The organism is Kluyvera genomosp. 2, from assembly GCF_036759865.1.
GTDB lineage: Bacteria > Pseudomonadota > Gammaproteobacteria > Enterobacterales > Enterobacteriaceae > Kluyvera > Kluyvera ascorbata_B.
In genome coordinates this window covers 123,161-138,825 of record NZ_JAPKIA010000003.1, presented here as the reverse complement: position 1 = coordinate 138,825, position 15,665 = coordinate 123,161, and the positions used below count along the sequence as shown (strand labels likewise).

General features: G+C 60.5%; 11 protein-coding genes. 4 read left to right on the top strand and 7 right to left on the bottom strand.

Annotation, left to right across the window (positions count from 1 at the left end):
* Positions 1–86: 86 nt before the first annotated feature.
* From V6942_RS04055 to V6942_RS04045, 3 genes are all read right to left on the bottom strand, one after another.
* Entirely contained in the window at positions 87–1,649 is a 1,563-nt protein-coding gene (locus V6942_RS04055; protein ID WP_333500830.1) for an AbgT family transporter, read from the bottom strand.
* Positions 1,650–1,841: 192 nt separating this feature from the next.
* Positions 1,842–2,465, bottom strand: a complete 624-nt coding sequence (entD, locus tag V6942_RS04050) for an enterobactin synthase subunit EntD (protein ID WP_106924736.1) — start codon at positions 2,463–2,465, stop codon at positions 1,842–1,844.
* 47 nt (positions 2,466–2,512) lie between these two features.
* Entirely contained in the window at positions 2,513–4,741 is a 2,229-nt protein-coding gene (locus V6942_RS04045; RefSeq protein WP_182965933.1) for a TonB-dependent siderophore receptor, read from the bottom strand.
* A 195-nt stretch (positions 4,742–4,936) separates the two neighbouring features.
* Here V6942_RS04045 and fes point away from each other — a divergent pair, with 195 nt between their 5' ends.
* From fes to entF, 3 genes are read left to right on the top strand one after another with little or no spacing between them, the layout of a single operon-like run.
* The gene (gene fes, locus V6942_RS04040; RefSeq protein WP_333500829.1) at positions 4,937–6,151 is read left to right on the top strand and encodes an enterochelin esterase; all 1,215 of its coding nucleotides are present in this window, start codon (positions 4,937–4,939) and stop codon (positions 6,149–6,151) included.
* A 15-nt stretch (positions 6,152–6,166) separates the two neighbouring features.
* Positions 6,167–6,382 (top strand): MbtH family protein, encoded by a 216-nt coding sequence (locus V6942_RS04035; protein ID WP_106924733.1) that lies wholly within the window; start codon positions 6,167–6,169, stop codon positions 6,380–6,382.
* A complete protein-coding gene (entF, locus tag V6942_RS04030; protein WP_333500828.1) occupies positions 6,379–10,242 on the top strand; it encodes an enterobactin non-ribosomal peptide synthetase EntF in 3,864 nt (1,287 codons plus the stop codon). Before V6942_RS04035 ends, entF begins: the two co-directional genes overlap by 4 nt.
* 121 nt (positions 10,243–10,363) lie before the next feature.
* On the opposite strand, the gene fepC is transcribed toward entF, so the two are convergent.
* Genes fepC through fepD form a run of 3 tightly spaced genes read right to left on the bottom strand, consistent with a single transcriptional unit; the run spans position 10,364 to position 13,151 of the window.
* A complete protein-coding gene (fepC, locus tag V6942_RS04025; RefSeq protein ID WP_182929305.1) occupies positions 10,364–11,158 on the bottom strand; it encodes an iron-enterobactin ABC transporter ATP-binding protein in 795 nt (264 codons plus the stop codon).
* Entirely contained in the window at positions 11,155–12,147 is a 993-nt protein-coding gene (gene fepG / locus V6942_RS04020; RefSeq protein ID WP_333500827.1) for an iron-enterobactin ABC transporter permease, read from the bottom strand. The genes fepC and fepG overlap by 4 nt, the downstream gene beginning before the upstream one ends.
* Positions 12,144–13,151 (bottom strand): Fe(3+)-siderophore ABC transporter permease, encoded by a 1,008-nt coding sequence (gene fepD, locus V6942_RS04015; protein WP_106924729.1) that lies wholly within the window; start codon positions 13,149–13,151, stop codon positions 12,144–12,146. The genes fepG and fepD overlap by 4 nt, the downstream gene beginning before the upstream one ends.
* Before the next feature lie 110 nt (positions 13,152–13,261).
* Between fepD and entS the strand changes: the two genes are divergently transcribed.
* A complete protein-coding gene (gene entS, locus V6942_RS04010) occupies positions 13,262–14,500 on the top strand; it encodes an enterobactin transporter EntS (protein ID WP_333500826.1) in 1,239 nt (412 codons plus the stop codon).
* Positions 14,501–14,596: 96 nt separating this feature from the next.
* Here the strand turns inward: entS and fepB are convergent, their stop codons facing one another.
* Positions 14,597–15,556 carry a Fe2+-enterobactin ABC transporter substrate-binding protein gene (fepB, locus tag V6942_RS04005; protein WP_106924727.1) on the bottom strand — a complete coding sequence of 320 codons (960 nt, stop codon included), beginning with the start codon at positions 15,554–15,556 and terminating at the stop codon, positions 14,597–14,599.
* Positions 15,557–15,665: the final 109 nt, after the last annotated feature.

Here is a 15,665-nt window from a genome sequence, read left to right as displayed (position 1 = left end):
TGTTGTACCGGGGTTCCCGGCCTCGTCCGGGCAACGATCGGTTCCCTCTCCCCATCGGGGAGAGGGGGCTGCGTTGAACCGGATGCTTAACTCGGGCTCCAGGTATACGGCGCAGCGATACCCAGCGGCAGGCCCAGACCCCACCACACCAGCAGCAGGATGCTCCATGCCACGAAGAAGGCGATGGAGTAAGGCATCATCATCGACACCAGCGTACCGACACCCGCGCCTTTCACGTAGCGCTGGCAGTAGATAACGATCAGCGGGAAGAAGACCATCAGCGGCGTAATGATGTTGGTGCAGGAGTCGCCGATACGGAATGCCGCCTGGGTCAGCTCCGGCGAAATGCCCACTGCCATCAGCATGGGGACCATAATCGGCGACAGCAGCGCCCATTTTGCCGAGGCGGAGCCAATCAGCAGGTTAACGACGGCGGTCAGCACAATCATGCCGATGATCGTTGCCTGGCCCGGCAGCTCCAGCGCTTTCAGGCCGTCCGCGCCCATCAGCGCGACCAGCGTACCGATGTTGGAATCGCTGAACGCTTTGATGAACATGGCGCAGAAGAAGGCCATCACCATGTATGAGCCCATTTTGCTCATCGAGTCATTCATCGCGCCAATCACGTCTTTGCCGGTTTTAAAGGTGCGGGAAGCAAAACCGTACACAATGCCCGGCAGAATGAAGATCAGGAAAATCAGCGGCACGATAGACTTCATGATTGGCGCGCTGTATGAGGTCAGCGAGCCGTCGCTGCCGCGCAGCATCGAACCTTCCGGCCAGGCCGCTGCCGCCAGCGCAACAAGACCCAGCAGCATCACCAGCGATGCGCGGTTGAAGGCGCGGCTTTCCTGCGGCGTGACGTTAGACATATCTTCGTCATGCTTAAAGTCGCCGTCGATGGTCATTTTGCTGACGCGCGGTTCCACGATGCGCTCGGTAACCCACCAGCCCACCAGGGTAATGACGATAGACGAGGCGATACCGAAGATCAGGTTACACAGGGTATTGACGGTGTAGCTGCTGTCGAGCAGCTGGGCTGCCGCCTGGGTGAAGCCTTGTAGCAATGCGTCATTGCCGGTTGGCACCATGTTGGCGGCAAAACCGCCGGAAACGCCGGAGAACGCGGCGGCAATCCCGACCAGCGGGTGACGGCCGGCGGACATAAAGATAATTGCGCCTAATGGAATAACCAGCACGTAGCCCGCATCGGCGGCAACGTGGCTGAACATCGCGACGAAAATCAGCATTGGCGTCAGCAGTTTCTTCGGCGTCACGCGCAGCATTTTTTTCAGCGCCACGTTGATAAAGCCGGAGCTTTCCGCCACGCCCACGCCCAGCATCGCGACCAGTACGATCCCCAGCGGCGCGAAGCCGGTGAAGGTCGTGACCATATTGGCCAGCGTATTGGTTAGCGCTTCGGCGGAGAGCAGGTTGTTAACCTTAACGGCTTCCTGGGTCATTGGGTTGATAACGTCAAACGTCATCATCGACAGCACGGCCGATAAGCCCATGACCGCCAGTAAAAAGTAGAAAAAGATCAGCGCCGGTTCCGGCAGACGGTTGCCCGCTTTTTCGATGGCGTTAAGAAAGCCTGTCATCAGCCGACTTTCACCCGCCTCATTCTGAGTCCGTGTTTGCGTATTCATTCGATTTCCTTATTCCGCACAATTGTTTCATTGTTTGTGTGAATGTTTCCAGGAAATGATAGGGGTAATTGCGCGAGGAAACTATGTTTTTATAGCGTGAAAAACTGACTTGTTACGCATTTATTGAATTTATATCTAATTATTGCGGATATATCTGGTTGTTCGTTCGTTATTTACGATTGCTGGTCATATTTATTTCTGAGAGAAACACGTGATGATGTGCTGAGGGGAAACGGCGTACCAGCGCAGTGAGGCACTCTGCGCAAGGGCGGGAAGCGAGAGGGTGATAGTGCTGGCGCTCAGGCCTTTGACGACGGCATCGTGAAAATGCAGCAGCGTCGGGTGACGAGCCGAAAGCGCTTTGTAGAGGCTCTCTTTTGCCGAGAACGCCAGCGTCAGCGCCAGCGGGAAGGGGAGTTCGCCGCCGCGCAGCACGGCAAGTTCATCTTCACGGGCAATGTCGTTTGCCAGCGCATCGGCAAGAGCGGGTGAAAATAGGGTTTCAATATCAATGCCGACCGGCGCACGCGCGACGATCGCCACCGCCGTATGACCGCAGTGGCTGATGCTGCCATGCAGCCCAGCGGGCCACACCGGCTGGCGCTGATGACCTATGCCCGGCACCGATTTCTCTGCGAACGCGCGCAGCGCATGAACGGCGGCAATGCGTCCGGCAAGGTGTTCGGTCTGGCGTTTTTTACCGCTGTTGGCAAGCTGAGCGTGGTGCGGCAGCCACAGCAAATCGGCGGCAGTAAAGCTGTCGGGTTCAAAGTCGATACGGTGTATGGCGTGGAAAGTACTGTGGCGGGTAAGCATGAGGCTCCTGAAGACCCCTCTCCCGAGCGGGAGAGGGGTGAGACCGATTAGAAGCGGGTGTTAATGCCCATGAACCAGGTGCGGCCGGATTCGTTATAGGTTTCCGCACCAGCACCGTACATGTAGCCCGTGGTGCCGCCGGTGGTCTGGGCGTTACCGGCACGCCAGTGACGCTTGTCGAAGACGTTATCCACGCCGCCGGTCAGGCTGACGTTTTTATTCACATCCCAGGTCGCGCTCAGGCCAACGATGCTGTACGGGCTAACTTCATTGGTTTCGCTGCCGGTCACCGCCTGACCTTTGTAGTTATACTTCTTCGGCTGCTGCTTACCGTACCAGGTGAAGGTCGACTGGACGGAAAGATCCTGCTGAATTTGCCAGCTCAGCGTTGAGTTCAGCGTGTACTCCGGAATGATCGACAGGCGATCGCCGGTGGTTTTATTTTTACTTTGCAGCATATAGGTGATGTTGTTGGTCCAGTTCACCGTCTCGCTAACAGGAACGTTTAACGTACCTTCCAGACCCTCTACCACCGCTTTAGGCACGTTTTCCCATTTGTAGAGATCGGTGCCTTTCCCGTTGGTATAAACCGGAGAATAACCGGCTTCAATCTTGTTGCGGTAGTCGTTACGGAACCAGGTTGCACCGGCTAACCAACCGTTGCGTTTGAACTCCAGTCCGATCTCTTTGTTGATGCTGGTCTCGGCCTTCAGGTCGTCATTACCCTGCAGGTAACAGCCGGATTTACTGGCGTAGCAGCCCTGACCTTTACTGTACAGAATGTAGTTCGGGTTGGTCTGATACAGGCTTGGTGCTTTGTAGGCGCGGGCGATACCCATTTTCAGCGTGAAATCATCCCACAGGCCCTGAGACAAGTTTAATGATGGGCTCCAGTTGTCGCCAACGATGCTGTGATGGTCGAAACGCAGCGCCGGGGTCAGCATGGTGGTGTCGGTCAGCTCCATGTTGTTTTCGGCAAACAGGGAGAAAATTTCTGCCTGGGAGTACGGGCTGCGATCGGTGCTGCTGTAGCCCGGGATATCCCCGCCCAGGAAGGTCTGGGTGTTGGAGGCCTTATCCTTCATCCGCTGCTGGTTCCATTCGCTACCCAGCGTCAGGTTCTGATTTACCAGGAAATCAAACGGAATGTTGATTTCACTGTGCAGCATGACGTCCGACAGATCGATATCGGAGAACTGGTTACTGCTGAAGATCCCTTCCGTACCGCCGGCCAGGCCTTCGCCCTTACGGGAGTTACGGGTATGTTCGTACTGCGCCCAGTTGCTGGTGGTAATGCCGTTGTCCCAGCCGCCGTTCCAGGTAATCGCGTAGGTGTTACGGTACAGGCGGTTAGTCTCTTTACCGTAGTTCTCTTTCACCAGGTCGTTGGTGTTGGTGTTCTGGGTATCGCCCGCGTAGAGGTTGCCCTGACGGCTGTAGCCGGCTTCGAACTCCAGCGACTGCATCGGGGCAAAGTCCCAGCGCACAACGCCGTTAATATTTTTGTTTTCAACGCCTTCACGTCCGGCTGGCAGGGTATCCTGATAAATGCCGGTACGCTCGGACTGGTGGCCCTGGTTAATATCCCAGGCATCGGCCTGCGTTTTATCGAGGTTGCCGTACAGACGGAAGCTGAACGCGTCGCCCAGTGGGCCGGTCAGACTAAAGTCGGTGCGCTTGGTCGCGCCTTCGTCTTTGTGCTCCGGGGCGTTCATGTAGGCGTTCCACGTGCCGTGCCATTCATTTTCCGGTTTTTTGGTGATGATATTGACGACGCCGCCCGCCGCACCGTTACCGTAACGCGCGGCCGCAGGGCCACGAATCACATCGATACGTTCGATCATTTCCGGCGGCACCCAGCTGGTATCGCCACGGGTATCACGTTCGCCGCGCCAGCCCAGACGGACTGAGTTGCGGCTGGTAACCGGTTTGCCGTCAACCAGGATCAGGGTGTTTTCCGGACCCATACCGCGAATGTCGATCTGACGGTTGTTGCCGCGCTGGCCGCTGGTGGAGTTACCGGTCAGGTTAACGCCCGGCATGGTACGGATGATTTCGGAGACGTCGCGTGCTGGCGGACGTTTGCGAATCTCATCGGCGGTGATGGTCGACACGCCCGGCGCCTGTAGATTCTGCTCGGCGGCGGTAACGACCATGGTTTCGCCGTCGGCGTCGGTTTTGCTGGTGCTGTCCGTCGAAGCAGCGAAGGCCGGAGCGGCCACACCGTAGATACCCAAATTGACCAGGAAGGCCAGGGATTTGATTTTATTATTCATTTTTAATCCTGCTTTTCGTCGCCGATGTCTCGTACTGATCCATCCCAAAGGGGGAGACGCGGCATGGTTGTATGCGTAAAGCACGTGAAAGTTGCGCGCCAATACGCTATTGCAAATGCAAATAGTTATCAATAATATTATCAATAAATTTTCATATGTAACAATAAATTCCACAATAAACATGGGGTTAACGCGGTGGAGAAGTTAGCGACAGGAAGTGACGCCTGGTGGGCGACGATAAAAGGCCCGCAATATGAACGCGTTAATGACAATTATCAGGTCACCTTCTGGTGGCGTGACCCCGCGGGAAGTGAAGCCTCCTCGCCGATTCGGCGGGTGTGGATTTACATTACCGGCGTCACCGATCACCACCACAACTCGGCCCCGCAAACCCTGCGACGTATTGCTCATACCGATGCGTGGTGCTGGACGACGACGCTGCCGCCGACCTGGCGCGGTAGCTACTGCTTCGCACCGTCCGCGCGCGAGGATGACTTTTCCCCGGATATATTCACCGCCGCTGAGCCAGACCGCATGCAGCTGCGTGAGGGCTGGCGTAAGCTGCTGCCGCGGGCGATCGCCGATCCGCTGAATCCGCAGAGCTGGAAGGGCGGGCGCGGCCATGCGGTGTCAGCGCTGGAGATGCCACAGGCTCCGGAACAGCCCGGCTGGTCTGCCCCTGCCGCGCGCTGGAATACGCCACTGTGCCTGACCTGGCACAGCGAACGGCTGGGCAATCAGCGCCGGGTATGGGTCTTCACCACCGGCGATGCGCAGGACGGCGAACGCCCGCTGGCGGTGCTGCTCGACGGTCAGTTCTGGGCCGAAAGCATGCCGGTATGGCCTGCGCTGACAGCGCTCACTCGCGAAGGCAAACTGCCTGCGGCGGTGTATGTGCTGATTGACGTGATTGATAACGCCCACCGCAGCGTCGAACTGCCGTGCAATCCCGACTTCTGGCTGGCGGTACAGCATGAGCTGCTTGCCCAGGTACGGACGATCGCACCGTTCAGCGATCGTGCCGATCGCACCGTCGTTGCCGGGCAAAGTTTTGGCGGACTCTCCGCGCTGTACGCCGGGCTGCACTGGCCTGCGCGTTTTGGCTGCGTGTTGAGTCAGTCCGGTTCCTACTGGTGGCCACACCGCGGCGGGCGGCAAACCGGTATCCTCCTCGAACAGCTTCAGCGCGGTGAACTCCAGCCCAGAGGGCTGCGCATCGTGCTCGAGGCAGGCCTGCGCGAACCGATTATTTTTCGCGCCAATCAGGCGCTTTTAGCACAACTACAGCTCACACAGCAGCCGATTTTCTGGCGTCAGGTTGACGGCGGACATGATGCGCTTTGCTGGCGCGGCGGATTAACCTCCGGGCTAATGACCCTCTGGGGCAGCGAGACGACAAAGCGCGATTAACGACAGGAGTTTGGTATGCAAATCAGTAACCCCTTCGACGTGGCGCAAGGGCAGTTTTACCTTCTGCAAAACCCGCAGCGGCAGTTCAGCCTTTGGCCCCAGCAGTGCACGCTGCCTGCGGGCTGGACGGTTGTTTGCGAGCCGCAGCCCCTTGATGCGTGCAACGCGTGGTTGAACGCCAACTGGACGACGCTACTTCCCGATAATTTCGCCGCCGGGGGCCGCTTATGAACACACGTTTACCGCTGATTGCCGCTCAGCCCGGCATCTGGATGGCGGAAGCCCTTTCTACGTTGCCGAACGCCTGGAGCGTGGCGCACTACGTCGAGCTCCAGGGAGAGGTCGACGGCGAGCTGCTGGCGCGGGCGATTGCTGAGGGAATGATGCAGGCCGATACCCTGCGGATGCGTTTTTCTGAAGAGAACGGTGAAGTCTGGCAGTGGGTGGATGAGAGCATTCGCATTGAGGCTACGCCGATTGATGATCTACGTCAGGCCAGCGATCCGCAGCAGGAGGCGCTGGCGCGGATGAACGCCGATTTGGCGCAGAACAGCCGCGTTGACAGCGGCAATTCACTGTTCTGTCACCGGCTGTACCGGATCGGCGATAATCGCTGGTTCTGGTATCAGCGCTATCATCATCTGCTGGTCGATGGTTTCAGCTTCCCGGCGATTACCCGCCAGATCAGCCTGATTTATCAAGCCTGGCAGCGTGGAGAGGCCACGCCAGCCTCCGTTTTCACGCCGTTTGCGGACGTGGTTGAGGAGTATCAGCGCTATCGTCACAGCGACGCCTGGGCGCGCGATAAAGCGTTCTGGGCTGAACAACGAAAAACGCTGCCGTCACCGGCATCGCTGTCACCTGCGCCGCTGCCGGGACGGGCCCAGAGCAGCCATATCTGGCGGCTGAAGCTGGCTGCCGACCGCCGAACATTCGCCCGTTTGACTGCCTCTGCGCCGCAGTGCCAGCCGGCCGATCTGGCGCTGGCGTTGGTGACGCTATGGTTAGGACGCCTGTGCGGGCGCAGCGAATACGCCGCGGGATTTATCTTTATGCGCCGTATGGGGTCCGCCGCGCTGACGGCGACCGGCCCGGTGCTGAACGTTCTGCCGCTAGCCGTGACGCTGAACGGCCAGGAGACGCTGGCGCAGCTGGCGACGCGTCTGGCCGCACAGCTGAAAAAGATGCGCCGCCATCAGCGCTACGATGCTGAGCAAATTGTTCGTGACGCCGGGAAAGCCGCCGGTGACGAGGCGCTGTTTGGCCCGGTATTTAACGTCAAAATGTTTGATTATCGATTAGCTTTCGACGACGTTAATGCGATAACGCATACCCTCGCGACCGGCCCGGTCAACGATCTGGAGCTGGCGTTATTCCCCGATGAAGACGGCGGCCTGTCGCTGGAAATCCTGGCTAACCAGCAGCGCTATGATAAAGCGGTGCTTCAGCAGCATACTGGCCGCTTAACATCGCTGTTGCAGCAGTTTGCGGATAATCCGGCGCTCAGCTGCGCCGATGCTGAACTGCTTACCGGCGATGAATATCATCGCCTGGCGACGATTAACGCGACCGGAAAATCCTTACCGCCCGCGACGCTAAGTTCGCTGGTGGCCGCCCAGGCGGCAAAAACGCCGGATGCCGTGGCGCTAAGAGACGCCGACTATTGCTTCACCTACCGTGAGATGCGCCAGCAGGTTGTGGCGCTGGCAAACGTATTGCGCCAGCGCGGTGTGGCTCCCGGCGATAGCGTTGCCGTTGCCCTGCCGCGTTCGGTATTCCTGACGCTGGCGCTGCACGCTATCGTTGAGGCTGGCGCGGCCTGGCTGCCGCTGGATACCGGTTATCCTGACGATCGTTTACAGATGATGCTGGAAGACGCACGCCCCTCGCTGCTGATTACCGCAGACGATCAGCTGCACCGTTTCCCTGATGTCGCCAGTCTGTGCCTGAACGCACCGCTGACGCCGGGCGATGACCGCCCGCTGATGCTCGCACAGCCGCAGCAGACGGCCTATATCATCTTTACCTCAGGTTCGACCGGCCGCCCGAAAGGGGTCATGGTGGGCCATGAGGCGATCGTTAACCGCCTGCTGTGGATGCAGGATCAGTATCCGCTTACCGCCGATGACGTGGTGGCGCAGAAAACGCCGTGCAGCTTTGACGTGTCGGTCTGGGAATTCTGGTGGCCGTTTATCACCGGCGCGAGCCTGGTGATGGCGGAGCCCGAGGCACATCGCGATCCGTTGGCAATGCAGCGTTTCTTTGCGCAATACGGCGTCACCACCACCCACTTTGTACCGTCAATGCTGGCCGCGTTCGTTGCCTCGCTCACCCCGGACAATGTGGCCAGCTGCTGTTCGTTGCGACGCGTATTTTGCAGTGGCGAAGCGCTGCCCACTGCCCTGTGTCGCGAATGGGAAGTACTGACCCACGTACCGCTGCATAACCTTTATGGACCCACGGAAGCGGCGGTTGACGTCAGCGGGTATCCGGCCTACGGCGAGGCGCTGGCGGCGGTTACCGGCAACAGCGTGCCGATTGGTTTTCCGGTGTGGAATACCGGGCTGCGTATCCTTGATGCCATGATGCGCCCGGTGCCATTTGGCGTTGCGGGCGATCTGTATCTGACCGGCATTCAGCTGGCTCAGGGCTATCTTGGTCGTCCGGATTTAACCGCGAGTCGCTTTATTGCCGACCCGTTTGCCCCCGGCGAGCGAATGTACCGCACCGGCGACGTTGCGCGTTGGTTGGATAACGGCGCGGTGGAGTATTTAGGCCGCAGCGACGATCAGCTAAAAATTCGCGGTCAGCGCATTGAGCTGGGCGAGATTGACCGGGTGATGCAGACGCTGCCAGACGTTGAACAAGCGGTCAGCCATGCCTGCGTCATTAACCAGGCGGCGGCCACCGGTGGCGATGCGCGTCAGTTGGTGGGCTACGTGGTGTCCTCTTCCGGTTTGCCGCTGGATAGCGCTGCGCTGCTGGCACAGCTGCGCGATCGTTTGCCGCCGCATATGGTGCCGGTGGTGCTATTACAGCTCAGCGCGCTGCCGCTGAGCGCCAACGGTAAGCTCGACCGTAAGGCGCTGCCGCTGCCGTCGCTGACGCAGAAAACCGCCGGACGCGCGCCGAAGTCGCCAACTGAGATGCAGGTCGCTGAGGCCTTCAGTCAGCTGCTGGGCTGCGAAATTCGGGATATTGATGCCGACTTCTTCGCCCTCGGGGGACACTCGCTGCTGGCGATGCGCCTGGCGGCGATGCTTAGCCAGCGTATCGGGCGACAGGTGACGCCGGGTCAGGTCATGGTCTCTTCGACGGTGGGCAAGCTGAGCGCGCTGCTCGATAACGGTGATGAGGAACAGGCGCAGCGTCTGGGCTATGAGCCGCTGCTGCCGCTGCGAACCGGCGACGGCCCGACGCTGTATTGTTTCCATCCCGCGTCGGGCTTTGCCTGGCAGTTCAGCGTACTGTCGCGCTACCTGTCGCCGCGCTGGTCGATTACCGGCATTCAGTCGCCGCGCCCGCAGGGGCCGATGCAAACGGCGCAGACGCTGGACGAGGTGTGCGAGCACCATCTGGCAACGCTGCTCGCTCAGCAGCCGCATGGGCCGTATTATCTGCTCGGTTATTCGCTTGGCGGCACGCTGGCGCAGGGCATTGCCGCCCGTTTACGTCAGCGCGGCGAAAGGGTGGCGTTCCTGGGGCTGCTCGATACCTGGCCGCCGGAAACGCAAAACTGGGCAGAAAAAGAGGCTAACGGTCTTGATCCTGCGGTATTGGCGGAGATTGAGCGCGAACGTGAAGCGTTTCTCGCCGCCCAGCAGGGGCAAGGCTCCAGCGAATTGTTCAGCGCAATTGAATGCAACTACACCGACGCCGTGCGCCTGCTGAGCACCGCGCACAGCGCGACGTTTGACGGTAAAGCGACGCTGTTTGTCGCCGAGAAAACCCGTCAGGCGGATCCGCAGAAGGCCTGGGGGCCGTGGGTGGGCGAGCTGGAGGTTTATAGTCAGGATTGTGCGCATGTCGACATCATTACGCCAGCGGCGTTTGAGGCGATTGGGCCGGTGATTCGGGAGATATTGGGGTAGGAGAACAGCGGTTGATTATCCTGTAGGCCGGATAAGCAAAGCGCCATCCGGCAGACCGGCTCACGGTGCCGGATGGCGGCTACGCCTTATCCGGCCTACACGGTGGTCGCCTGGGGGAGATTCACCGCCGTCCGAGCGGCACCACCAGCGGCGTATTCGCCACCGGGTCGTCAATAATCACGCAGCGCAGGCCGTAAATCGCCTCAATCAGCGCCGGAGTGACAATCTCTTTCGGCGCGCCTTCCGCCACAATCTTCCCATCACGGAGTGCAATCAGGTGCGTCGCGTAGCGACACGCCTGGTTTAAATCGTGCAGCACGGCGGCCAGCGTATAGCCGCGCTCGCGGTTCAGCTCGCTTAATAATTCCAGCAGATCGATCTGGTGGCTGATATCCAGCCAGGTTGTTGGCTCGTCGAGCAGCATGATGGCCGTATCCTGCGCTAATACCATTGCAATCCATGCGCGCTGGCGCTGTCCACCGGAGAGCGTATCGACGCTTTGGTTGGCGAGATTGACGATACCGGTCGCCTGCATGGCGCGCTGCACCGCATCTTCATCTTCCTGTCGCCAGCGGGTAAACAGCGGCTGGTGCGGGTAACGCCCGCGCGCGACCAGCTCCTGCACCGAAATATCGCCCGGCGTGGTGGCGTTTTGCGCCAGCAGGCCGATGCGTCGAGCCACCTCTTTACTGGCGTAGCGCTGGATCTCTTCACCGTCGAGATAGACATGACCGCGCGTCGGCGCCATCAGGCGACTGAGCGTGCGCAGCAGCGTCGATTTGCCGCAGCCGTTAGGGCCGATAATCGCGGTGAAATGGCCGTCCGGGATGGTCACGTTCAGCGACTCGGCGATGGTCTTTTTCCCGTAGGCGAGGGTTAACGCCTCGCCGCGCAGGCGGGCGGCGGTGTCGGTCATTTTTTGCGAGACTCCTGAATAAGCAACACGATGAGGTAGATACCGCCAAGGCTGACGGTGACGACGCCCACCTGGAGCTGGTAAGGCAAGAACAATTGCTGTGCACAAAAATCGGCGGCGGTCAGCAGCAGGGCGCCGCACAGCGCCGCCTGGGTTAGGCCCCAGCGCGCGGTGCCGCTCAGGCGACGGGCAATGTGCGGTGCGACCAGCGCGATAAAGGAAATCGGCCCTGCCAGCGCCGTGGCGGCAGCGGTGAGCACCACCGCGACCAGCATCAGCAGCAGACGCGATAATTCGACGCGAACGCCCAACGCGCAGGCGCTATCGTCGCCCATCTCCAGCAAACGCAGGCGGCGTACCAGCAGTGCCGAACAAACCAGCGCGGCGATCATCAGCGGGGCGGCGGGCCAGATTTTGCCCCACGTGATGCCGTTGAGCGAACCGGCAAACCACAGCCCGGCGGAAACGGCGGTTTCCAGCGATGCGCGCAGCAGCAGCCAGGTGTTGAAGGCCATCAGCATGGCACGAATGCCGATGCCGATAATGATCAGCCGGAAGGTTTCGATACCCTCACGCCATGCTAACGCCCACACCAGCAGCGAGGTGGCGATCCCGCCCGCCATGGCGGCGAGGGTAATAGTGGTCAGATTCTGGCCGAAAAATACCAGCGCCACCAGCACGCCGCTCCACGCCCCGGTGTTAAAGCCCATGACGTCGGGGCTGCCCAGCGGGTTACGCATCAGCGATTGAAAAATCGCGCCGGAGACGCCAAGCGCGGCGCCAATTAACAGCGCCATCAGCACGCGCGGCAGGCGCCACTCGGTCACCACCATGGTAATGGCGCGCGGCGCGTCGCCGAATAGCGCCGCGAAAACCTGGGAAAATGTCAGCGTAACCGCACCGTTGCGCAGGCTGAAGAGGGTTAACAGCAGACAGACCGCGATCAACAACAGGCTACTGAACAGCAGACGACGGGATGGGGCGTTCATCGACCACCTCCCGTCGATTTACGGCGAACGAGGAAAATCAGCACCGGTGCGCCGATAAATGCGCTGACCACCGATACGCGCAGTTCGCCCGGTACCAGCAGGCGGCCAATAATATCGGCAAACAGCAGCAACGACGGGGTGGCAAGCAGGGTGACCGGCAGCGACCAGCGGTGATCTGAACCCACCAGCCAGCGGGCAATATGCGGCATCATCAGGCCGATAAACGCGATGGGCCCCACCACAGAGGTGGCGCTGGCGCACAAAATGGTGATGACCAACAGCCCGAGAATTTGCGTGCGCGCGACTTTGCTACCAAGCGCGGTGGCGGTATCGGTACCCAGGCTCAGGCTGTTCAGCGAGCGGCTCATCATTAGTGCGATGGCGCCCGCGATAAGTACCGGAATCAGGACCGTTTTCAGCGTTTGCAGGGTGCGAATATCCAGCGACCCGGCCTGCCAGAAGCGCAGCTGGTCGTAGACATCCTGGTTGAGCAGGGCGATACCGCTGGAGAAGCCTTCCAGCACGGCGGCGAGCGCGACGCCCGCCAGCGTTAAGCGTACCGGGCTCAGCTGGCCGCCGCCCTGACTGCCGGTAAAGGCCACGATCAGCGAGGCGATCAGCGCGCCGCAGAAGGCCATCATCAGTTGATCCTGCGGCGAGGTCATGCCGAACAGCGCGGCGCCCAGCACGATAGCAAAGCTGGCGCCGGCGTTGACGCCGAGAATGCCGGGGTCGGCCAGCGGGTTGCGGGTCAGCGTTTGCATCAACGCGCCGGCGACACCCAGCGCGCCGCCAGCCAGCAGGCCGGCGAGGGTTCGCGGCAGGCGGGCATCCAGCACGATAGTGCAGTCGGCGCTCTGGCAGGTACCGCTGAGGGCATCGATGACGACGGTCATCGGCAGCGGCGTCGCGCCGATTAATAAACTCAGCGTGGCGGCGACAAGCAGCAGCAATAACAGTCCGGGCAGCGCAACGGCGCGCAGCGCGGCGGTGGAAAACGACATAGCAACATCCCTGATTTGATAATGATAGTGATTATCGTTATCTATCTTATTCGTTTATGTTAGCATGAGCGCCCTCGGAAAGGGTATGAAAAAAGTCACAAGGTCTTGTAATGAACCGACAATCCTGGCTGCTGAATCTGAGCCTGCTAAAAACGCACCCGGCCTTCCGCGCCGTGTTTATCGCCCGCTTTATCTCCATTCTGTCGCTTGGCCTGCTGGGGGTTGCTGTCCCCGTTCAAATCCAGATGATGACCCACTCCACCTGGCAGGTGGGGCTGTCGGTGACGCTAACCGGCGGGGCGATGTTCGTCGGGCTGATGGTGGGCGGCGTGCTGGCCGATCGCTATGAGCGCCGCAGGCTGATTCTGCTGGCTCGCGGTACCTGTGGGGTGGGGTTTATCGGCCTGTGGCTGAATGCGCTGCTGCCGGAACCGTCGCTGCTGGCCATTTATCTGCTGGGCCTGTGGGACGGTTTCTTTGCCTCGCTCGGCGTCACGGCGCTGCTGGCGGCGACGCCTGCGCTCGTGGGGCGGGAAAACCTGATGCAGGCCGGGGCCATCACCATGCTGACGGTCCGTCTGGGATCGGTGATTTCGCCGATGGTCGGCGGCCTGCTGCTGGCTTCCGGCGGCGTGTCCTGGAACTACCTGCTGGCGGCGTTGGGCACTTTTATTACCACGTTAACGCTACTGCGTTTACCGCAACTGCCACCGCCGCCGCAGCCGCGCGAACATCCGTTCACTTCATTGGTGGCCGGGTTCCGCTTTCTGCTCGGTAGCCCGCTGATTGGCGGCATTGCGCTGCTGGGCGGGCTGGTCACCATGGCCAGCGCGGTGCGCGTGCTTTATCCGGCGTTGGCGCAGGGCTGGCAGATGTCGGCGGCGTCGATTGGCCTGCTGTATGCGGCGATTCCATTGGGGGCTGCTTTCGGTGCGCTCACCAGTGGACGACTGGCGCATAACGAGCGTCCGGGCTGGGTCATGCTGCTGGCGACCGTTGGCGCGTTTGTGGCGATTGGGCTGTTTGCGCTGATGCCGCACTGGGCGCTGGGAATGGTCTGTCTGGCGCTGTTCGGCTGGCTGAGCGCGATAAGCTCGCTGTTGCAATACACCTTGATTCAGACCCAAACGCCTGAGGCGATGCTGGGGCGGATTAACGGGCTGTGGACGGCGCAGAACGTGACCGGCGACGCCATCGGCGCGGCGCTGCTCGGCGGGCTGGGGGCGATATTAACGCCGGTCGCGTCGGCAAGCGCCAGCGGCTGGGGGCTGGCGATTGTTGGCGGGATTTTGCTGCTGGCGCTGGGCGAGCTGCGGCGGTTTCGGCGCGAGGCGCCGGAGTCGGCGTAACGGTGCGTTCGGGTGCCGGATGGCGGCTTCGCCTTATCCGGCCTACGAAACTACGCGGTAGGCCGGATAAGCGTTAGCGCCATCCGGCATCTGGCGCTAGCCAAACAATGCCGACAGCCTCGCCAGCACCTGCGTTGCGCTGTAGTAGTCGAGACGGAACGTCTCGGTGCCCAGCGCGTAAACGTGCTTGTTTTTCACCGCTGGAAGATGCGCCAGCAGCGGGTTGGCGTAAATCGCGTCAGCGTCTTTCTGGTCACCGGCGAACAGGAACAGGCTGTTGCCGTTCAGACCGGTTGCCAGACTTTCACCGCCAAGCTGGATGATGTCATGACGTTTGCCCTGGCTTTGGCTAGCGTGAAGGCCTTCCGGCAGCGTGGCGAGCGTAAAGCCGAGCTGGGAGAGGAACTGCCCCTGTGCGGACTCGCTGGTCCACAGGTTGGCGCTATGCGCGGCGGCGGTATAGACCAGCGCGCTCACCGGTTGCGGTGGCAGCTTCATCTGCTGTTTTACCGTTGCCAGCTGCTTATCAAACTCGGCAATACGTGCGGTAGCCTGTTTTTCCTGTCCGGTAATGCCGCCGAGCTGCGTCAGCAGCGCCTGCCAGCTTTTATCGTCGTAGTTGATGATAAGCGTGGGGGCGATGGCGGAGAGCTGGTCATACAGTGCCAGCGCCGAATCACCGCCGGTGGCGCTAATCAGGATCAGATCCGGCATTTGTGCAGCGACCGCTTCCGCGCTGGGTTCGCCGATATAAAGGCGAGTGACGTTGCGCGCTTTCGCCACATCTCCCCACTGGCGCAGGAACCCCTGGGCGTCGGCCACGCGGTTGTTCGGCGTGGTGGCGCCGCTGGCGATCACCGGCGCGTCAATGGCCAGCAGCGAACCGGTGAGGGTTACGCTGGTCGAGACAATGCGCGTCGGTTTGTGTTCCAGCGTGTGTACGCCGCGGCTGTCGGTAATCTGGCGCGGCCAGTCGGCGGCCTGGGCTGAGGATAATCCTAAAACGCTGAGGCCAGCGATCAGCGCAGCGGCACGCCACAAAGCGGAAAAATTCACAGATAAGCATCCTGATGTTAGTTAGTTAATGCTTCTCATTTTCAACTATTGTCCGGTGAAGATGCAAGCGCGACCTCTGCAAGCGCAGGTGACCGTGGCCAGGAGGGGC